Consider the following 19,114-nt stretch of genomic DNA (forward strand, 5'->3'; position numbering starts at 1 on the left):
GATGGAGGCGCTGCCGCTGCGGCCGGAGCTGCGGGGCCGGTCGCCCTACGGCGCGCCGCAGCCGCCGGCCGAGCACCGGCTCAACACCAACGAGAACCCGCACCCGCTGCCCCCGGCCCTGCTGGCGGAACTCCAGGTGGCCCTGGCCGAGGCGGCCACCGGCCTCAACCGCTACCCGGACCGGGACGCCACGGCGTTACGGGCCGACCTGGCCGGCTACCTGACCCGCACCAGCGGCGAGCAGGTCGACCCGGCACAGGTGTGGGCGGCCAACGGCTCCAACGAGGTGCTGCAGCAGGTGCTGCAGACCTTCGGCGGTGCGGGCCGGACGGCGCTGGGCTTCACCCCGTCCTACTCGATGCACCCGATCCTCAGCGCGGGCACCGGCACCGCCTGGGTCGACGGGCACCGCCGCGCCGACTTCACCATCGACCCGGCGGCCGCCGCCGCCCAGGTGCGCGAGGTACGGCCGGACGTCGTCTTCGTGACCAGCCCGAACAACCCGACCGGGACCGCGGTGGAGCTGGACACCATCGCGGCGCTCTACGAGGTGACCGAGGGAGTGCTGGTCGTGGACGAGGCCTACACCGAGTTCGCCCGCACCGGCACGGTCTCGGCGCTGTCGCTGCTGCCGGGGCGCCCGCGGCTGATCGTCAGCCGCACGATGAGCAAGGCGTTCGGCATGGCGGGGCTGCGGCTGGGCTACCTGGCCGCCGACGCAGGCGTGGTCGACGCGCTGCAGCTCGTCCGGCTGCCGTACCACCTCAGCTCGCTGACCCAGGCCGCGGCGCGGGCCGCGCTGGCGCACACCGAGCAGCTGCTGGCCACGGTCGCCCTGGTCAAGGCCGAGCGCGACCGGATCGTCGCCGCGCTGCCCGGCATGGGGCTGACCAGCGTGCCCAGCGACGCCAACTTCGTGCTGTTCGGGCACTTCACCGACTCCGCCGCGGCCTGGCAGGCGCTGCTGGACCGCGGGGTGCTCGTGCGCGACGTCGGCCTGCCCGGCTGGCTGCGGGTCACCGCCGGCACCACCGAGGAGACCGATGCGTTCCTCACCGCGCTGGGTGAGGTCGCACCGGCGCACCGCAGCTCTCTGGGAGGATCGCCGGCATGAACCGCACTGCACGGGTCGAGCGCACGACCAAGGAGACCAAGCTCGTGGTCGAGGTCGACCTCGACGGCACGGGGGCGGCCGACGTCGCAACCGGGGTCGGCTTCTACGACCACATGCTCACCGCGCTGTCCAAGCACAGCGGCATCGACCTGACCGTGCACGCCGATGGCGACCTGCACATCGACGCCCACCACACGGTCGAGGACGTCGCCATCGCACTCGGCCAGGCCTTCGCCGAGGCGCTCGGCGACAAGCGCGGCATCACCCGCTACGGCGACGCCACCATCCCGATGGACGAGGTGCTGGTGCAGGCCGCCGTCGACCTCTCCGGCCGGCCGTACTTCGTGCACGCCGAACCCGAGAACATGACGCCGATGATCGGGCCCGACTACCCGACCAGCCTCACCAAGCACGTGCTGGAGTCCTTCGCGTTCAACGCCCGGATCAGCCTGCACGTGCGGGTGCTCTACGCCGGCCGGGACGCCCACCACATCGTCGAGGGCCAGTTCAAGGCCCTGGCCCGCGCGCTGCGCACCGCCGTGGCGCTCGACCCGCGGGTCACCGACGTGCCCTCGACCAAGGGCGCTCTGTGAGCTCGTGAGCTTCGGCGTCGCGCTCATGGTCGTCGGCGGGTTCCTGCTCGGCGGCGCGTACAGCATCTTCCGCGCCGACTCCGACACCGACGGGCGCACCGGGGTGCAGGTGGCATTCGCGGTCATCCTGCTGGTCGCCGCGCTGCTGGCGACGGCGGCCGGCGTCCTGCGCCTGGTCTGACCAGCCCGTTACGTCGAACGCAGCGGTTTCACGAGCATGGCCGGCGCCGATGAGTCCCGCTTCCTCGAGTTGGTGCTCGCCAACCCGACGGTGAGCGCGGTGCTGGAACGAGCGCCCGCGCTGGGTCTGCCGGATGCGTGGCTGACCGCCGGTGTGTTGTTCCAGTCGGTCTGGAACGGCCTGACCGGACGCGTCCCCGCTGCCGGCATCCGGGACGCCGACTTCTTCTACTTCGACCCGGACACCTCCTGGGCCGCTGAAGACGCCGTCATCCGTCGCGGCGCGGAGCTGTTCGGCGACCTGCCGATCCCGGTGGAGATGCGCAACGAGGCACGGGTGCACCTCTGGTACGCCGACCGCTTCGGCGCCCCGACCCCGGCACCCTTCCGCGACTGCCGGGACGCGATCGATGCGTTCGCCGCGGTGTGCTGCAGCGTCGGTGTCTCCGTCGGCGGGGACGGTGAGCTGCGGGTCTACGCCCCATACGGCTACGACGACCTGTTCGGGATGGTGGTCCGGCCGAATCCGGGGCTGGCTCCGCAGTCGGTGTACGAGGCGAAGGCGGCCCGCTGGCTGACGGAGTGGCCACAGCTCACAGTGCTGCCCTGGAACACCACGGGGCCGCGCGGAGCTGATGGGTAGCGTGGCAGCTGTGAAGAAGGTCGTCGTCCTCGACTACGGGTCGGGCAACCTGCGCTCGGCCGAACGTGCACTGACCCGGGTGGGCGCTGACGTGACCGTGTCCGCCGACCCGGAGGTCGCGCTGGAGGCCGACGGTCTCGTCGTGCCCGGGGTGGGCGCCTACGCCGCCTGCATGGACGGGCTGCGGGCCGTCGACGGGCCCAAGGTCATCGGGCGCCGTCTCGCCGGTGGTCGTCCGGTGCTCGGCATCTGCGTGGGCATGCAGATCCTGTTCGAGCGGGGCGTCGAGCACGGCCAGGACACCGAGGGCTGCGGGGAGTGGCCCGGCGTCGTCGAGCAGCTGCACGCGCCGGTGCTCCCGCACATGGGCTGGAACACCGTCTCCTCGCCGGAGGGCTCGAAGCTCTTCGCCGGCCTGGAGGGGCAGCGCTTCTACTTCGTGCACTCCTACGGGGTGCGGGAGTTCCCGCTCGCCGAGCCCGGCGTCACCGGTCGGCTGACCCCGCCGGCGGTCACCTGGGCCGAGCACGGCGACCGGTTCGTCGCCGGGGTGGAGAACGGGCCGCTGTCGGCGACCCAGTTCCACCCGGAGAAGAGCGGCGACGCCGGCGCCGCACTGCTCACCAACTGGCTCGACACCCTCGACTGAGCGTGGCTTCGGGTGAGCCGCGATTGTGCGCTGATCGTCGGTCCGTCCAGCCCAGACCGACGACGAGCGCACAACGGCGTGCTCAGCTGCGCAGGTAGCTGGCGCCGTTGACGTCGATGATCGTGCCGGTGGAGAACCGGGCGCCGGGGGAGGCCAGCCACAGCACCGCGGAGGCGACCTCGGCGGGGTCGGCGACCCGGCCGTAGGGCGACTGGGCCCGGACGGCGTCCCCGCCGGGGCCGTCGAGCACCTCGCGGGCCATCTCGGTCTGCACGAAGCCGGGGGCCACGGTGCCCACGGAGATGCCGTGCGGTGCCAGCGCGAGCGCCATCGACTGGCCGAAGGCGTTCAGCCCGGCCTTGGACGCGCCGTAGGCCGGGTTGTTCGGCTCGCCCCGGAACGCGCCCCGGCTGGAGACGTTGACCACCGCGCCCCCGCCGGCGGCGATCAGGTGCGGCAGCGCCCGGAATGTCGCGTTGGCCGGGCCGACCAGGTTGACCGCCAGGGTGTGCTGCCAGGCCGCCTGCCACTCGGCGTAGCCGGTCTCCAGCGGCGGGTGCGCGGTGAAGACACCGGCGTTGTTGACCAGCACGTGCAGCGCGCCCAGCGCCTCGGCGGCCTCGTCGACCATCCGGCCCACGGCGGCGGGGTCGGTGAGGTCGGCCTGCACCAGCACGTGCCCGTCGCCGGGCAGCTCGGCGAGCACCTGCTCGGCCCGCTCCCGGGAGCCGCCCAGTGCACCGCCACCCGGTCGCCCTGGGCGGCGAACGCGAGTGCGATCGCGCGGCCGATGCCGCGGGAGGCGCCGGTCACCAGGACGGCGCGCGAGGTCGGGGGCTGCGGGTCCACGGGGGGAGTCAACCAGTCACCAGCTGCCGCGGTGGACGACCTCGTCCACCCCGCGCCGACCGCGGTTGAGCGACGGCGACCGCTTGTCCTCGGTGCCGGGGTAGCCGACGGAGACGCAGCCGATCGGCGTGTACCCGGCCGGCACCCCGAAGGCCTCGCGGAAGGCGGCGATGCGCTCCGGCGGGACGCCGAAGAAGCACGCACCCAGCCCCTCGTCGACCGCGGTGAGCAGCATCAGCAGCGACGCCATCCCGGTGTCGACGTCCCAGTAGGGCACCGGCCAGCGGGCCTCGTCGCGGTCGGTCCAGCCCTTGTCGGACTCCGCGTAGCGCTCCAGGTAGGCGGCCTTGTGCGACAGCGGCACGACCAGCAGCGGCGCGCGGCGCATCCGGGTCAGCCAGCCGTCGGGCGCACCGGGACCGGTGGTCGCGGCCCAGAAGCGGTCGCGCTCCGCCGGCGTCTCCAGCACCAGGAACGCCCAGCCCTGGCTGAACCCGGCCGACGGCGCCCGGATCGCGTGCTCGAGCAGCCGCTCGCGGACCTCGGCGGGCACCGGCCGGTCGGGGTCGTAGTCACGCACCATGCGGCGCCGGCGGACGACGTCGGTGAACTCCATGGGCCCCACCCTGCCGCAGCGGTCCGACAGGTCAGGCCACCCGTCCGAGCCGGGCCAGCAGGCGGGCCTCCCGGTCGGCGTCCGCGGGCACGTCCAGGGCCGGGCGGCAGATGCCCTCCATGTGGAGGGCATCTCCGAAGCCGTCCGCGCCGGCCTCGACCCGGTCCAGCTCCTCGTCGGTGAGGTCGTCCTCGGCGCCGACGGCGCGGGCGACGTCCCAGCGGTGCACGACCATGTCCCACACGTAGAACTGCTCGAAGGCGGCGCCGACCGTGGTGCGCCCGAAGAAGCCGTCGAACTCCCGGGAGGCGACGGCGTCGTCGGACACGGCCTCGGTGACCCGCTGGGCGTGCGCGCGCCAGGCGGCGGCCGGATCGGCGGCCACGTCGGGTGCCTCGCCCAGGTCCACGCCGTGCGTGCTGAGGAACTCCCGCTGCGTCCCGATCACGTGCCCGACGACGTCGGCGGCGGTCCAGCCCTCGCACGGGGACGGGCGCGACCAGCCGGTCGGGGGCACGGTGTCGAGCAGCGCGGTGAGGGGACGGTCGGCTGCCGCGAAGCTCGTGGCGGTGGAGGTCATGCCCGGGAACCTAGGAGCGTGCGGCAGGCTCGGTCTTGATGAAAGCCGACAGCCGGCCCCCGGGCAGCGGGACGACCCCGCAGGACGCCGTCGAGCGCGCCCACCTCAAGGAGCCGGACGACGTCTCGCACGTCATGTACCGGTACCCGGTGGACCCGGAGTTCGACGGGTTGCTGCAGCGGTTCTGGATCCCGGTCTGGTCGGTGCCCGCGGGGCGCGAGGCGCCGCAGCGGGTCCTGCAGTACCCGGTCTCGCTGGTCGTCGTGGCCGCCGACTACGCCCGCTTCTACGGCGTGGTCTCCGGGCTGTCCACCACGACGCTGACCGGCAGCGGGTGGGCGGTCGGGGTGATGTGCGCACCCGCCGCCGGCTCGCTCATCGCCGGCGGGCCGATGAGCGACCACACCGACCGGCACGTCGACGTGGCCGGCGTCCTGGGCCCGGCGGGGGAGACCCTGACCGCCCGGGTCCGCGCCGCGATGGCCCCCGACCCGCACGCCCCGGCCGCGCACTCGGCCGCCATGGCGGCCTTCGGCGCCGCACTGCGACCGCTGCTGCCGGTCGACGCCGACGGCGAGCTGGTCAACCGGGTGGTGGCGTACGTGGAGGGTGACCGCGAGGTCCTCCGCGTCGGCCAGGTCTGCGCGCAGTTCGGCCTCTCCGAGCGGGCCCTGCAGCGGCTGGTCCACCGCCGACTCGGGCTGACCCCGAAGTGGCTGATCCAGCGACGCCGGTTGCAGGAGGCCGCGGAGCGGCTGCGCGCGGGCCCGGCCGACCTCGCGGGGGTGGCCGCGGCGCTCGGCTACGCCGACCAGGCGCACTTCACCCGCGACTTCGCCCGCGTCACCGGCGTCCCACCGGGGCAGTTCGCCGCCCGCTACGGGGCCGGCGGCTCACGCGGGCCCGGGAGCGGCGTCTCCTAGGCTGTGCCCGTGCCGAAGCTCCAGCTGCTCCCTGCCGTCGATGTCGCCGACGGCCTCGCCGTCCGCCTGGTCCAGGGGGAGGCCGGCAGCGAGACCTCCTACGGCGACCCGCTCGAGGCGGCGCTGGCCTGGCAGCGCGACGGCGCCGAGTGGGTGCACCTGGTCGACCTGGACGCCGCCTTCGGGCGGGGCTCCAACCGGGAGCTGCTGGCCCGGGTGGTCGGCTCGCTCGACGTCGACGTCGAGCTCTCCGGTGGCATCCGGGACGACGAGTCGCTGGCGGCCGCGCTGGCCACCGGCTGCCGCCGGGTCAACCTGGGCACCGCCGCGCTGGAGTCCCCGGAGTGGTGCGCGCGGGCGATCGCCGAGCACGGCGACCGGGTCGCCGTCGGCCTGGACGTGCGCGGTACCCGGCTGGCCGCCCGCGGCTGGACCAAGGAGGGCGGCGAGCTGTACGAGACCCTCGCCCGGCTGGACGCCGAGGGGTGCGCCCGCTACGTCGTCACCGACATCACCAAGGACGGCACGCTGCGCGGCCCGAACCTGGAGCTGCTGCGCGAGGTCTGCGCGGCCACCACGCGCCCGGTGGTCGCCTCCGGCGGGGTCAGCTCGCTGGAGGACATCCGCGCGCTGGCCGCACTGACCGAGGTCGGCGTCGAGGGCTCGATCGTCGGCAAGGCGCTGTACGCCGGCCAGTTCACCCTGCCCGAGGCGCTGGCGCTGACCGAAGAACTGGCATGACCGCGCTCCGGCTGGGCTCGGGGGCTCCCTGGGAGGCGGTCGTCGGCTACAGCCGCGTCGTCGTCGCCGGTGACACCGCGTGGGTCAGCGGCACCACCGCGACCGTCGACGGGCAGGTGGTGCACCCCGGTGACGCGGGCGCCCAGACCCGGGTGGCGCTGGAGACGATCACGCGTTCGCTGGCCGACGCCGGGTTCGCCCCGGGCGACGTCGTCCGCACCCGGCTGTACGTCACCGACATCAGCCGCTGGGAGGAGGTCGGGCGGGTGCACGGGGAGTTCTTCCGTGACGTCCGGCCGGCCACCGCGATGGTGCAGGTGGCGGCGCTGATCGACCCGGCGATGCTGGTAGAGATCGAGGCGGACGCGGTGCGGGGTGCGGCATGAGCCTGGCCGTGCGGGTGATCCCCTGCCTGGACGTCGACGCCGGCCGGGTGGTGAAGGGCGTCAACTTCGTCGACCTGGTCGACGCCGGTGACCCGGTGGAGATGGCCCGCGTCTACGACGCCGAGGGTGCCGACGAACTGACCTTCCTGGACATCACCGCCAGTTCCGGTGACCGGGAGACCACCTACGACGTCGTCCGGCGCACGGCGGAGAGCGTGTTCATCCCGCTCACCGTCGGCGGTGGGGTGCGCAGCGTGGCCGACGTCGACCGGCTGCTGCGCAACGGGGCGGACAAGATCGCGGTGAACACCGCGGCGGTCACCCGGCCGGAGCTGATCGCCGAGATCGCCGACCGGTTCGGCAACCAGGTGCTCGTGCTGTCCCTGGACGCGCGCCGCGTCCGGGACGGCGTGCAGACCGACTCCGGTTTCGAGGTCACCACCCACGGTGGCCGGCGCGGCACCGGCCGGGACGCCGTGGAGTGGGTGGTGCAGGCCGCGCAGCTGGGCGTCGGTGAGGTGCTGCTGAACTCGATGGACGCCGACGGGACCCGTGCCGGCTTCGACACCGACCTGATCTCCGCCGTCCGCCGCGAGGTGACCGTGCCGCTGATCGCCAGCGGGGGAGCGGGCGCGGTCGACCACTTCCCGCCGGCCGTGGCGGCCGGCGCCGACGCGGTCCTGGCGGCCAGCGTCTTCCACTTCGGCCAACTGCGGGTCGGCGACGTCAAGCAGGGGCTCGCCGCGGCCGGTGTGCCGATCCGGCAGGAGGCCGACCGCCCGCTGCGCTGAGCCGGCGGCTCGGGGAAGTCAGTCGACGGTGAGGTCCACGCAGGCGACCTCGCGGCGGCCGCTCACCCAGAGCAGCACCTCCAGCGGGGCACCGGTCACCGTGGTCGTCGGCTCACCGTCGCGCAGCCGGCGCTCGCTGCCCGCCGAGCCGTCGGGCACGTCGCTGCGCCGCACCAGCAGGCCGGCCGTCGGCCGCTGCGACGCCTGGCCGCGGGCCAGGACCGGCACGCTCTTCCACAGCTGGTCCTGCACCTGCCGGGGCAGCTCCCGCGGCGCCCATCCCGGCTGTGCCCGCCGCACGTCCTCGTGGTGGATCACCATCTCCGCGGTGTTCATCAGCCGGTCCAGCACCGGCCAGGAGGAGGGCACCCAGGCCGGCGGCCCCGACCGCACCTCGGCGACCAGCCGGTCGTAGTCCTGCCGATCCCGGGCCCGCCCGTGGACCTTGTCCGTCCACCGCGCGAACGGCCCGCCCAGCACGAACCCCGGCATGGCATCGGGGCGACGGTCGCGCACGACCAGGTGGGCGGCCATGTCCTGGGTCGCCCAGCCCTCGCAGCAGGTGGGCCGATCGGGCCCCAGCTGCTCCAGCAGGTCGGCCAGCGCGGCCCGCTCCGACTGCGACACGGGCACGGCGGAGGTCGGCACGAGCTGAGGTTATCGCCGTTCCGGCACCGACGGCCCGCCGACGAGACCGGCTCGTGACCGACACCCCGGACCCGCCCTCCCCGGCCGCCGCGAGGCTCCCGGCAATTCCGTTAGGGGGCCTAAGGAACGCGAGTACGCTGACCGCACCGACCGCCCGACCCCCTGGAGGATCCCTGTGCCGCGCCGCAGAGACGCCGTCGTCCGGCGCGGGCTCGCTCACGTACGGCGCGCCGTGCGCGAGCAACCGGGCATCTTCGCGCTGGCCTTCCTGGGCAGCAGCCTCTACGGCGGGATGACGGTCGCCAGTGCCTACGTCATCGGTGGGATCACCACCCGGGTGCTGCTGCCGGCCTTCGACGAGGGGGCCACCACCACGGCCGCGCTGACCCTCGCCGCCCTGGCGATCCTCGTCGTCGCCGTCCTGAAGATCGTCGGCATCATCGGCCGCCGGCTGTTCGCCGGCATGATGGCCTACCGGCTGCAGGCCGACTACCGCCGCCGGGTCACCGGCCAGTACCTCCGGCTGCCGCTGTCCTGGCACCAGCGGCACCCCACCGGCCAGCTGCTGTCCAACGCCAACTCCGACGTCGAGTCGGCCTGGTTCTTCGTCCAGCCGCTGCCCTTCGCCTGCGGCGCGCTGGTGATGGTGGCGATCACCAGCGTCGCGCTCGTGCTCACCGACCCGCTGCTCGCCGTGGTCGGGCTGGTCGTCTTCCCGCTGGTGTTCGTGATGAACGCCGTCTACAGCCAGGTCATGTCGCCCCGGATGGCCCGGGCCCAGCAGCTGCGCGGCGACGTGAGCGCGATCGCCCACGAGAGCTTCGACGCGGCACTGGTCGTCAAGACGCTGGGCCGCGAGGCCAGCGAGACCACCCGCTTCGCGATCAAGGCCGACGAGCTGCGCGACGGGCTGATCGCGGTCGGCCGGGTCCGCGGCCTGTTCGACCCGATGATGGAGGCGCTGCCGAACCTGGGCACCCTGGCGGTCCTGCTGATCGGGGCGCAGCGGGTCGCCGCCGGCGCCGCCGACGCCGGTGACCTGGTCTCCATCGCGTACCTGTTCACCCTGCTCGCACTGCCGATCCGGGCCATCGGCTGGGTGCTGGCCGACCTGCCCCGGGCGATGGCCGGCTTCGACCGGGTCACCCCCGTGCTGGAGGCCACCGGGGAGATCCCGCACGGCCCGGACGCCGCGCCCTCGGGCGAGGAGGGCGCCGTCCTCGTCCTGACCGACGTCGCCTTCCGCCACGGCGGGGCCACCCGCCCGACCCTGGACGGCGTCACCTTCGACGTCGCCGCGGGACGCACGCTCGCCGTCGTCGGCCCCACGGGTGCGGGCAAGTCCACGCTGGCCGGGCTGCTGGCGCGGCTGACCGACCCGGACTCCGGGGCGGTGCTGCTCGACGGGGTCGACCTGCGCACCCTCCGCGAGGGCGAGGTCAGCGACCAGGTGGCGTTCGTGGCCCAGACGACGTTCCTCTTCGACGACACCATCCGCGACAACGTGACCCTGGGCGGGCAGTTCTCCGACGAGCAGGTCCACGAGGCGCTGCGGATCGCCGCCGCCGACGACTTCGTCGCCCGACTGCCCGACGGCCTGGACACCCGGGTCGGGGAGCGCGGCGCGAGCCTCTCCGGTGGGCAGCGGCAGCGGCTGGCGCTGGCCCGCGCCGTCGTCCGCCGGCCCCGGCTGCTCGTCCTCGACGACGCCACCAGCGCCGTCGACCCGTCCGTGGAGGCCCGCATCCTGGACGCGCTGCGCGCCACCGACCGGCCGGCCACCGTCGTCGTGGTCGCCTACCGGCAGGCCACGATCGCGCTGGCCGACGAGGTGCTCTGGCTGGAGGCCGGCCGGCTCGTCGCCCGCGGTACGCACGCCGAGCTGCTCGCGCAGGTGCCCGGCTACGCCCGCCTGGTGCACGCCTACCAACCGCCGGAGCCCGGTCCGGCCGTGCGCGAGCCCGCGGGGGTGCCGGCGTGAGCGAGCAGCCGGTGCTGGCCGCCGACCGCCGGTCGGAGAGCGCCACGGCGACCCTGCGCCGGGGTCTGCGGATGATGCCGGAGTTCCGCCAGGGGCTGCCTGCCACGTTCGCGCTGGCCCTGATCGCCACGGCCGGCCGGGTGGTCGTCCCGATCGCGGTGCAGCAGACCCTGGACCGGGGGCTCGGCGCACCCGGCGGCCCGGACATCGACCTCGTCCGCGACCTGGTCGCGGTCTGCGCGGTCGTCGTGCTGATCACCAGCTTCGCCGTCTACCGGATGAACGTCCGGCTGTTCCGCACGACCGAGACGGCGCTGGCCGGGCTCCGGGTGCGGGCGTTCCGGCACGTGCACGACCTGTCGGTGCTGCACCAGCAGGGCCAGCGGCGGGGGTCGCTGGTCTCCCGGGTGACCAGCGACGTCGACCAGCTGTCGGTGTTCATGCAGTGGGGCGGGGTGCTGGGGCTGGTCAGTCTCGGCCAGCTCGTGGTGGCCACCGTCGTCATGGCGGTCTACTCCTGGCAGCTCACCCTGCTGGTGCTGGTCTGCTTCATCCCGCTGGCCGTGGCGATCAAGTTCTTCGCCCGCCGCCTCGCCGAGGTCTACGGCGTCGTGCGCGAACGGGTCGGCGACGTGCTGGCCGCGGTGGGGGAGTCGGTCGTCGGTGCGCCGACCGTGCGCGCCTACGGCGTCCGCGCCCGGACGGCGGCCCGGCTCGACGGCGCCATCGACCGGCACTACCGCGCCTCGGTGCACGCGCAGAAGGTGACCGCCGGCGTCTACGTCAGCGGGGAGTTCGTCGCCGCCGTCGCCAACGCGGCGGTCGTCGTGGTCGGCGTGCTGCTCGGCATCGCCGGGGACATCAGCGCCGGCACCCTGGTCGCCTTCCTCTTCCTGGTCACGCTGTTCGTCGCGCCGGTGCAGACCGCCAGCGAGGTGCTCAACGAGGCGCAGAACGCCGTCGCCGGGTTCCGCCGGGTCCTCGACGTGCTGGACACCGAGCCCGACGTGCAGGACCCCGTCGACGGCCGGTCGCTGCCGGACGGGCCGCTGGACGTGCGCTTCGACGCCGTCTCCTTCGCCTATGCCGCAGGTGCGGCCAAGGCGTTGGACGGCGTCGACCTGACCATCGCCGCCCGGAGCCGCATCGCGATCGTCGGGGAGACCGGCTCGGGCAAGACGACGTTCGCCAAGCTCGTCACCCGGCTGATGGACCCCACCGGGGGGCGGGTGCTCGTCGGCGGGGTGCCGCTGACGGAGGTGGCCTTCGCCTCGCTGCGCGAGCGGGTGGTGATGGTGCCGCAGGACGGCTTCCTGTTCGAGGCCTCGGTGGCCGACAACGTGCGCTACGGCCGGCCGGGGACGACTGATGCGGAGATCGTGGCCGCCTTCGACGAACTGGGCCTGGGGGACTGGCTGGCGGGGCTTCCCGACGGCGTCGCCACGCCGGTGGGCCAGCGTGGGGAGTCGCTGTCGGCGGGGGAGCGGCAGCTGGTCGCCGTGGCCCGCGCCTACGTGGCCGACCCGGACCTGCTGGTGCTCGACGAGGCGACCAGCGCGGTCGACCCGGCCACCGAGATGCGGCTGACCCGGGCGCTGGACGCGCTGACGAGCGGGCGCACCACGCTGACCATCGCGCACCGGCTGTCCACCGCGGAGCGGGCCGACGAGGTGCTGGTCGTGGACGCCGGCCGGGTGGTCCAGCGCGGCACCCACGCCCAGCTCGTGGACGCCGCCGGGCCCTACGCCCGGCTGCACGCCTCGTGGCGCCGCAGCTCCGGCCGACAGCCCGAACCCGCCGCCTGAGCTGCCGCTCCGGTGCCGGTGGGGCGGGTGGGACGACGATCCCGCCCGCCCGCAGCCCGAGCGGACCGGGACCCGCGCCGAGGCCCTACCGTCCGGCCGTGTCCTCCGAGTCCGCCAGCCGCCGTCCGCCGCTGCCCGCCCTGGTCGCCGTGCTGGGGGCGGTGCTCACCGCGCTGCTGACCGCCTTCTTCAGCGTCATCGCCCTGGCCTTCTCCAACGGGCAGTACGACGGCGGCACCTGGCTGGTGATCGCGACGCCGGTGCTGCTCGCGGCCTGGCTGCTGGCCGGTGTGCTGTTGTTGCTGACCGGCCGTTCCTGGCTGGCGCTCGTCGTGCCTGCCGTCGTCCTGTTCGGCCTGGTCGTCTGGGGCACCATCGCCGCCGGGCTCGGGGCGGACACCGACGGGTTCGTGGTGCTGATGTGGCTGCTGCCCGCCGGCACCGCGGTGCTCGCCGGGCTCCCGGGCGTGCGCCGCTGGGTCACCGCCCGGCGGGGCGCCCGGCTGTCCACAGACCGCGGCTGACCACCCCGTGCGTCGGCGGGCGTCCCGCACGTCCGGAGGGTGCGCCCGCCCCGGCCGAGCGACTCGCACGCGCCGGACCGAGGGCGCGGCGCACTCGGCCGACTAGCGTCCCCGGGGTGGGCAACGACGCTGACGTGATCGTGGTGGGGGCGGGGCTGGCCGGGCTGGTCGCCACCGCCGAGCTGACCGACGCCGGGAAGCGGGTGCTGCTGCTGGACCAGGAGCCGGCCGCCTCCCTCGGCGGCCAGGCGCACTGGTCCTTCGGCGGACTCTTCCTCGTCGACAGCCCCGAGCAGCGCCGGCTGCGGGTGAAGGACTCCCTGGAGCTGGCCCGACAGGACTGGCTGGGCACCGCCGGCTTCGACCGCGAGGAGGACCACTGGCCCCGCCAGTGGGCCGAGGCCTACCTGCAGTTCGCCGCTGGGGAGAAGCGCGCCTGGCTGCGCGCCCAGGGCGTCCGGTTCTTCCCCGTCGTCGGCTGGGCCGAGCGCGGCGGGTACACCGCGACCGGGCACGGCAACTCCGTCCCCCGGTTCCACATCACCTGGGGCACCGGGCCCGGCGTGCTCGCCCCGTTCCTGCGCCGGGTCGCCGACGCCGCCGCCCGCGGGCTGGTCGACGTCCGGCACCGGCACCGGGTCGACGGGCTGGTGGTCACCGGTGGCGCGGTCACCGGGGTGCGCGGGGCGGTCCTGGAGCCCAGCGACGTCGCGCGCGGCGTCGCCAGCTCCCGCACCGAGGTCGGCGAGTTCGAGTACTCGGCGCAGGCCGTCGTCGTCACCTCCGGCGGCATCGGCGGCAACCACGACCTGGTGCGGAAGAACTGGCCGGCGCGGCTGGGCCCGGTGCCGAAGCGGCTGCTCTCCGGCGTGCCGGCGCACGTCGACGGCCGGATGCTGGAGATCGCCCAGGGCGCAGGCGGCCGGGTGGTCAACCCCGACCGGATGTGGCACTACACCGAGGGCATCGCCAACCACTCACCGATCTGGGCCCGGCACGGCATCCGGATCCTGCCCGGCCCGTCGTCGCTGTGGCTGGACGCGACCGGCACCCGGCTGCCGGTGCCGCTGTTCCCCGGCTTCGACACCCTCGGCACGCTGGCGCACATCGGCACGACCGGGCACGAGCACACCTGGTTCCTGCTCACCCAGAAGATCGTGGAGAAGGAGTTCACCCTCTCCGGCTCCGAGCAGAACCCCGACCTGACGGACAAGGACCTCAAGCTGCTGCTCACCCGGGTCCGGTCGGGCGCGGCGGCGCCGGTGCAGAAGTTCCTGGACGACGGCGAGGACTTCGTCGTCGAGCGCACCCTGCCGGAGCTGGTCGCCGGGATGAACCGGCTCACCGGCGACTCCCCGCACGTCGACCTGGCCACCGTGGAGCGCGAGGTCGTCGCCCGCGACCGGGAGATCGCCAACACGTTCACCAAGGACCTCCAGGTGACCGCGATGCGCCAGGCCCGCACCTTCCTCGGCGACAAGCTGATCCGGGTCGCCGCACCGCACCGGCTGCTGGACCCCGATGCGGGGCCGCTGATCGCCGTCCGGCTCAACGTGCTCACCCGCAAGTCCCTCGGCGGCCTGGAGACCGACCTGTCCGGCCGCGTGCTGCGGGCCGACGGGGAACCGTTCCCCGGGCTGTACGCGGCCGGGGAGGTCGCCGGCTTCGGCGGCGGGGGGATGCACGGCTACCGCTCGCTGGAGGGCACCTTCCTCGGCGGCTGCCTGTTCTCCGGCCGGGTGGCCGGACGCGCGCTGGCGGCGGCGCTGTGACCGCACCCGACTGGGACGCCGTCCCCTACACCGGCCCGCCGTCCTACGGCCCGCCCCCGCAGCAACCGGGTCCTGGCCACCCGTCCGGCTACGGGCCGCCGCCGCAGGGATGGGCGGCTCCGCAGCCGTGGACGGCTCCGCAGGAGTGGGCGGCTCCGCAGGGCTGGCCCCCGCCGCCGGGCTGGGTGCCGGTCGGGTGGGGGCCGCCGGGGTGGGGTCCACCGGGAGGCTGGGGCGCTCCGCAGCGCCCGGCCCGGCCCGGGTCGGTCGTCGCCGCCGCCGTGCTGGCCTTCGTCTCCGCGCTGCTGGTGGTGCTCGGCACCATCTACGGCCTGGCGTTCAGCGCGCTGCTCAGCCTCGCCCAGGGGCCGTCGGCCGGCGTCGGCACCGGGACGGCGCTGGCCCAGCTCGCGCTGGTGGCCCTGCTGGTCGTGGGCGGGCTGCGGCAGCTGAACGGCGACCGCCGGTTCCTGCTCGCCGCCTGCGGGCTCCAGCTGGCCCTGAGCCTGTACTGGGTGACGGTGCTCGGCGACCTCTCCGCGCGCACCATCGGCGACGCCCTGGGCTTCGTCCCCGTCCTCTACGTCGTCCTCGCCGGGACGGCGGCCGGCCTGACCTTCCTGCCCGACGCCCGGGCGTGGGGCAAGCGGGCCACACCACCGGCACCGGCGGGGGAGCAGCCGCCCGCAGGAGCGCCCCGGCCCGGGGTCTGACCGGCGCCGGGTCCGGGGCCTGACCGGCCCCCGCGCGCCGGGTGGGACGATCAGCGCATGTCCGCCCCTGCCCCCGACACCGCCCTGGACCCCGCCGTCGCCACGCTGCTGAGCCGCGACCCCGCCGGCCTCGTCGCCGCCGTCGTGCAGCAGCACGACACCGGCGAGGTGCTGATGGTCGCCTGGATGGACGACGAGGCGCTGCACCGCACGCTGACCACCGGCCGGGCCACCTACTGGTCGCGCAGCCGCGGCGAGTACTGGGTGAAGGGGGAGACCTCCGGTCACCGGCAGTGGGTGCGCGACGTACGACTGGACTGTGACGGCGACGCCCTGCTGCTGCTCGTCGACCAGGAGGGCCCGGCCTGCCACACCGGGGCACGCAGCTGCTTCCACCGCCCGCTGCCGGCCACGCCCGGGGCGCCGGCATGAGCCTGCAGCTGGGGCGCACCACTCCGACCCGCGCCGAGTTCGCGCACCTGGACGCGCCCGTCGTCCCGGTCACCCGCCGGCTGCTGGCCGACAGCGAGACCGCGGTGGGCATCTACCGCAAGCTGGCCGGCAACCGGCCGGGCACCGTGCTCCTGGAGTCCGCCGAGCAGGGCAAGCAGTGGTCCCGGTTCAGCTTCGTCGGCGTGCGCAGCGCCGGCGTGCTCACCGAGGCCGACGGGACGACGGCCTGGCTCGGCGACCCGCTGCCCGGGCTCACCGACGACCTGCCCGCCGACCCGCTGGCCGCCGTCCGCACCCTGGCCCGCCGGCTCCGCTCGCCGCGCACGCCCGGCCTCCCGCCGCTGACCGGCGGGCTGGTGGGCTACCTGGGTTACGACGTCGTCCGGCGGCTCGAGCGGCTGCCGCAGACCGCCGTCGACGACCTGGGCATGCCCGAGCTGGCGCTCATGCTCGTCACCGACCTGGCGGTGCTGGACCACAGCGACGGCACCGTGCTGCTCATCGCCAACGTGCTGGGCGGGGCGCCCGGCGGGTACGACGACGCGGTCGCCCGGCTGGACGCGATGGCCGCGGACCTGGCCGAGGCCGCACCACCGGGGGTCGCGACGGTCGAGACCGCCGACGCACCGCCGGTGACCAGCAACATGGGGCCGGGGGAGTACGAGGCCGGCGTCGAGCGGGTGCGCGAGCACGTCCGCGCCGGCGACGTCTTCCAGACCGTGCTCGCCCAGCGCTTCGAGCTGGCCACCGACGTCGACGCCCTGGACCTCTACCGGGTGCTGCGGGCCACCAACCCCTCGCCGTACATGTACCTGCTCCGCTTCGCCGGGCGGCAGTCGCCGTTCGACGTGGTCGGCTCCTCCCCGGAGGCGCTGGTCACCGTGACCGGGAACCGGGCCGTGGTGCACCCCCCGGCCGGCACCCGCCCCCGCGGCGCCACCCCGGAGGACGACGTGCGGCTCACCGAGGAGCTGCTGGCCGACCCCAAGGAGCGCGCCGAGCACGTGATGCTGGTCGACCTGGCCCGCAACGACCTGGGCCGGGTGAGCGAGCCGGGCACCGTCGAGGTCGCCGACTTCATGCGGGTCGAGCGGTACAGCCACGTCATGCACCTGGTCTCCACCGTGGCCGGTCAGGTGACCGCGGACCGGGACGCGCTGGACGTGTTCGACGCGACCTTCCCCGCCGGCACCGTCTCCGGGGCGCCCAAGCCGCGGGCGATGGAGGTCATCGAGTCCCTGGAGCCCACCCGCCGGGCGCTCTACGCCGGCACGGTCGGTTACGTCGACGCCAGCGGTGACATGGACATGGCGATCGCCATCCGCACCGCGGTGCTGCACGACGGCCGCGCCTACGTCCAGGCCGGCGCCGGTGTCGTGGCCGACAGCGACCCGGCCAGCGAGGAGGCGGAGACCCGGCACAAGGCCCGCGCGGTGCTGTCGGCGATCGCCACCGCGGAAGGGCTGCGGGAGCTGCGGTGAGCCACCCCGGGCCCCCGGTCCCGCCTCCGGCCGCCACCCGGGGCCGGCGGGAGCTCACCGTCGCGGTCCTGCTGTGCGCGCTCTCCGGTGGGCTGGCGCTGTCGGCCTCCGGGGAGCCGTGGGCCGACGTCACGGTCGTGCGCGAGCCCCCGCTGCCGCCGACGTCGGAGGTGCTGACCGGCAGCCAGGCCGCGCCGCTGGTCGCCGCGTGCGGGCTGCTGCTGCTCGCCGCCGCGGTCGCGGTCATCGCCGTCCGCGGCGTGGGGCGGGTGGTGATCGGCCTGCTGGTCGCGGTGGCCGGTGGCGTGCTCGGCTGGTCGGGTCTGCGTGCGCTCACCGGTTCGCTGGACCTCGGCGGCGCCGCCGTGACGTCGGGGGTCGGGCTGGAGCAGGCCCAGTTGACCACCGACCCGGTGACCACCTGGCCCGCGGTGGCCCTGGTCGCCGGTGTGCTCGGCGTGCTGGCCGGGGCCCTGGTGGTGCTGCGCGGCCGGGACTGGCCGGGCATGGGGCGTCGCTACGAGCGCACCGAGCATCCGGCGGGGGCGACGGCAGCGCCGGCCCGTCCGGCTCGTCCGGAGACCGACGAGGACCGGCACCAGGCGGCCTGGAAGGCCCTGGACCGCGGCGACGACCCGACCGCGTGAGGACGAGGTCCTCCTCCTCGCCGCGCGGCCCTGCCCCCGGCCCCTCCCACAGGTCGCGGCTCTTGTACCCGGGCCGTCCGGGCGCCGTGCACCGGCCCCCGGAGGGAACCGGACCTGGCCCGTCTCTAGAGTGATCCGCGCGGTCCGAGTGGTGGGGGCCGGTCCGGTGCCACATCCTGAGAGGTCCGAGGAGGGGTCATGAGCGTCCTCGACGAGATCGTCGCCGGTGTCCGGGAGGACGTCGCTGCCCGTCAGGCCACCACCCCGCTGACCGAGGTGCAGGCCGCGGCCCGCGATGCCCGGCCCGCCCTCGACGCCCTCGCCGCCCTCCGGGCCCCGGGCGTCGGCGTCATCGCCGAGGTCAAGCGGCGCAGCCCGAGCAAGGGCGACCTCGCTGCCATCGCCGACCCGGCCGCGCTCGCCGCGCAGTACGCCGCCGGCGGCGCCCGGGTGATCAGCGTGCTGACCGAAGGGCGCCGGTTCGGCGGGTCGCACGCCGACCTGGCCGCCGTCCGGGCCGCCGTCGACGTCCCGGTGCTGAACAAGGACTTCGTGGTCAGCAGCTACCAGGTGCACGAGGCCCGGGCGCACGGGGCCGACCTGGTCCTGCTCATCGTGGCCGCGCTCGACCAGCCGGTGCTCATCGGCCTGCTCGAGCGGATCGAGTCCCTCGGCATGACCGCCCTGGTCGAGGTGCACAGCGAGGGCGAGGCCGACCGTGCGCTCGCCGCAGGTGCCTCGGTGATCGGCGTCAACGCCCGCGACCTGACCACCCTGTCGGTCGATCGCTCCACCTTCGAGCGGATCGCCCCGGGCCTGCCCAGCGAGGTCGTCAAGATCGCCGAGTCCGGGGTGCGCGGCCCACACGACCTGATCAGCTACGCCGGCGCGGGCGCCGACGCAGTGCTGGTCGGGGAGGGCCTGGTCACCGCCGGCGACCCGCGCCAGGCGGTCGCCGACCTGGTCACCGCCGGCTCCCACCCGGCGACCCCGCGCACCACCCGCTAGCCTGCGCGCGCCACACT

Annotated in this window: 22 protein-coding genes; 18 read left to right on the forward strand and 4 right to left on the reverse strand. The window is 75.0% G+C overall.

Features of this window, described 5'->3' with window-relative positions:
- The first annotated feature begins 1 nt into the window (after position 1).
- The 5 genes from O2V63_RS06505 to hisH are packed head-to-tail and all read left to right on the forward strand — an operon-like array spanning position 2 to position 3,179.
- Complete coding sequence (locus O2V63_RS06505; protein ID WP_269166946.1) at positions 2-1,114, forward strand: histidinol-phosphate transaminase; 1,113 nt, start codon at positions 2-4, stop codon at positions 1,112-1,114.
- Positions 1,111-1,707 carry an imidazoleglycerol-phosphate dehydratase HisB gene (gene hisB / locus O2V63_RS06510; protein WP_269162210.1) on the forward strand — a complete coding sequence of 199 codons (597 nt, stop codon included), beginning with the start codon at positions 1,111-1,113 and terminating at the stop codon, positions 1,705-1,707. The genes O2V63_RS06505 and hisB overlap by 4 nt, the downstream gene beginning before the upstream one ends.
- A 4-nt stretch (positions 1,708-1,711) precedes the next feature.
- Positions 1,712-1,888 (forward strand): hypothetical protein, encoded by a 177-nt coding sequence (locus O2V63_RS06515; RefSeq protein WP_164702005.1) that lies wholly within the window; start codon positions 1,712-1,714, stop codon positions 1,886-1,888.
- 36 nt (positions 1,889-1,924) lie between these two features.
- Positions 1,925-2,530: a nucleotidyltransferase family protein gene (locus O2V63_RS06520; RefSeq protein WP_269166727.1), complete on the forward strand. Its 606-nt coding sequence runs from the start codon at positions 1,925-1,927 to the stop codon at positions 2,528-2,530.
- Position 2,531: 1 nt separating this feature from the next.
- Positions 2,532-3,179 (forward strand): imidazole glycerol phosphate synthase subunit HisH, encoded by a 648-nt coding sequence (hisH, locus tag O2V63_RS06525; RefSeq protein WP_269166728.1) that lies wholly within the window; start codon positions 2,532-2,534, stop codon positions 3,177-3,179.
- A gap of 82 nt (positions 3,180-3,261) precedes the next feature.
- Here hisH and O2V63_RS06530 read toward each other — a convergent pair whose 3' ends face one another.
- From O2V63_RS06530 to O2V63_RS06540, 3 genes are all read right to left on the reverse strand, one after another.
- Complete coding sequence (locus O2V63_RS06530) at positions 3,262-3,885, reverse strand: SDR family NAD(P)-dependent oxidoreductase (protein ID WP_269166729.1); 624 nt, start codon at positions 3,883-3,885, stop codon at positions 3,262-3,264.
- Positions 3,886-4,044: 159 nt separating this feature from the next.
- Complete coding sequence (locus O2V63_RS06535; RefSeq protein WP_269166730.1) at positions 4,045-4,644, reverse strand: nitroreductase family protein; 600 nt, start codon at positions 4,642-4,644, stop codon at positions 4,045-4,047.
- A 31-nt stretch (positions 4,645-4,675) separates the two neighbouring features.
- Complete coding sequence (locus O2V63_RS06540; RefSeq protein ID WP_269166731.1) at positions 4,676-5,224, reverse strand: TIGR03086 family metal-binding protein; 549 nt, start codon at positions 5,222-5,224, stop codon at positions 4,676-4,678.
- Between the two features lie 38 nt (positions 5,225-5,262).
- Here O2V63_RS06540 and O2V63_RS06545 point away from each other — a divergent pair, with 38 nt between their 5' ends.
- The 4 genes from O2V63_RS06545 to hisF are packed head-to-tail and all read left to right on the forward strand — an operon-like array spanning position 5,263 to position 8,065.
- Positions 5,263-6,147 carry a helix-turn-helix domain-containing protein gene (locus tag O2V63_RS06545; protein WP_269166732.1) on the forward strand — a complete coding sequence of 295 codons (885 nt, stop codon included), beginning with the start codon at positions 5,263-5,265 and terminating at the stop codon, positions 6,145-6,147.
- Between the two features lie 9 nt (positions 6,148-6,156).
- Complete coding sequence (priA, locus tag O2V63_RS06550) at positions 6,157-6,888, forward strand: bifunctional 1-(5-phosphoribosyl)-5-((5-phosphoribosylamino)methylideneamino)imidazole-4-carboxamide isomerase/phosphoribosylanthranilate isomerase PriA (protein ID WP_269166733.1); 732 nt, start codon at positions 6,157-6,159, stop codon at positions 6,886-6,888.
- On the forward strand, positions 6,885-7,274 hold the full coding sequence (locus O2V63_RS06555) for a RidA family protein (RefSeq protein WP_269166734.1): 390 nt from the start codon (positions 6,885-6,887) through the stop codon (positions 7,272-7,274). Before priA ends, O2V63_RS06555 begins: the two co-directional genes overlap by 4 nt.
- Positions 7,271-8,065 (forward strand): imidazole glycerol phosphate synthase subunit HisF, encoded by a 795-nt coding sequence (hisF, locus tag O2V63_RS06560; protein WP_269166735.1) that lies wholly within the window; start codon positions 7,271-7,273, stop codon positions 8,063-8,065. The genes O2V63_RS06555 and hisF overlap by 4 nt, the downstream gene beginning before the upstream one ends.
- 18 nt (positions 8,066-8,083) lie before the next feature.
- On the opposite strand, the gene O2V63_RS06565 is transcribed toward hisF, so the two are convergent.
- On the reverse strand, positions 8,084-8,713 hold the full coding sequence (locus tag O2V63_RS06565) for a TIGR03085 family metal-binding protein (RefSeq protein WP_269166736.1): 630 nt from the start codon (positions 8,711-8,713) through the stop codon (positions 8,084-8,086).
- Positions 8,714-8,945: 232 nt separating this feature from the next.
- Here O2V63_RS06565 and O2V63_RS06570 point away from each other — a divergent pair, with 232 nt between their 5' ends.
- The 9 genes from O2V63_RS06570 to trpC all read left to right on the forward strand — a co-directional run bounded on the left by O2V63_RS06570 (position 8,946) and on the right by trpC (position 19,097).
- Positions 8,946-10,694, forward strand: a complete 1,749-nt coding sequence (locus O2V63_RS06570; RefSeq protein ID WP_269166737.1) for an ABC transporter ATP-binding protein — start codon at positions 8,946-8,948, stop codon at positions 10,692-10,694.
- A complete protein-coding gene (locus tag O2V63_RS06575) occupies positions 10,691-12,499 on the forward strand; it encodes an ABC transporter ATP-binding protein (RefSeq protein WP_269166738.1) in 1,809 nt (602 codons plus the stop codon). The genes O2V63_RS06570 and O2V63_RS06575 overlap by 4 nt, the downstream gene beginning before the upstream one ends.
- 98 nt (positions 12,500-12,597) lie before the next feature.
- Positions 12,598-13,023, forward strand: a complete 426-nt coding sequence (locus tag O2V63_RS06580; RefSeq protein ID WP_269166739.1) for a hypothetical protein — start codon at positions 12,598-12,600, stop codon at positions 13,021-13,023.
- Positions 13,024-13,139: 116 nt separating this feature from the next.
- On the forward strand, positions 13,140-14,795 hold the full coding sequence (locus O2V63_RS06585; protein WP_269166740.1) for an FAD-binding dehydrogenase: 1,656 nt from the start codon (positions 13,140-13,142) through the stop codon (positions 14,793-14,795).
- Positions 14,792-15,508 (forward strand): hypothetical protein, encoded by a 717-nt coding sequence (locus tag O2V63_RS06590; protein WP_269166741.1) that lies wholly within the window; start codon positions 14,792-14,794, stop codon positions 15,506-15,508. Before O2V63_RS06585 ends, O2V63_RS06590 begins: the two co-directional genes overlap by 4 nt.
- A 57-nt stretch (positions 15,509-15,565) precedes the next feature.
- Complete coding sequence (hisI, locus tag O2V63_RS06595; RefSeq protein WP_269166742.1) at positions 15,566-15,940, forward strand: phosphoribosyl-AMP cyclohydrolase; 375 nt, start codon at positions 15,566-15,568, stop codon at positions 15,938-15,940.
- Positions 15,937-17,442 (forward strand): anthranilate synthase component I, encoded by a 1,506-nt coding sequence (locus O2V63_RS06600; RefSeq protein WP_269166743.1) that lies wholly within the window; start codon positions 15,937-15,939, stop codon positions 17,440-17,442. The genes hisI and O2V63_RS06600 overlap by 4 nt, the downstream gene beginning before the upstream one ends.
- Complete coding sequence (locus O2V63_RS06605; protein ID WP_269166744.1) at positions 17,439-18,089, forward strand: TIGR02234 family membrane protein; 651 nt, start codon at positions 17,439-17,441, stop codon at positions 18,087-18,089. The genes O2V63_RS06600 and O2V63_RS06605 overlap by 4 nt, the downstream gene beginning before the upstream one ends.
- A gap of 198 nt (positions 18,090-18,287) precedes the next feature.
- Positions 18,288-19,097 (forward strand): indole-3-glycerol phosphate synthase TrpC, encoded by an 810-nt coding sequence (gene trpC / locus O2V63_RS06610; protein WP_269166745.1) that lies wholly within the window; start codon positions 18,288-18,290, stop codon positions 19,095-19,097.
- Positions 19,098-19,114 lie beyond the last annotated feature (17 nt).

It is taken from the genome of Modestobacter sp. VKM Ac-2977 (assembly GCF_026968045.1).
In the GTDB taxonomy this organism is placed as follows: domain Bacteria; phylum Actinomycetota; class Actinomycetes; order Mycobacteriales; family Geodermatophilaceae; genus Modestobacter.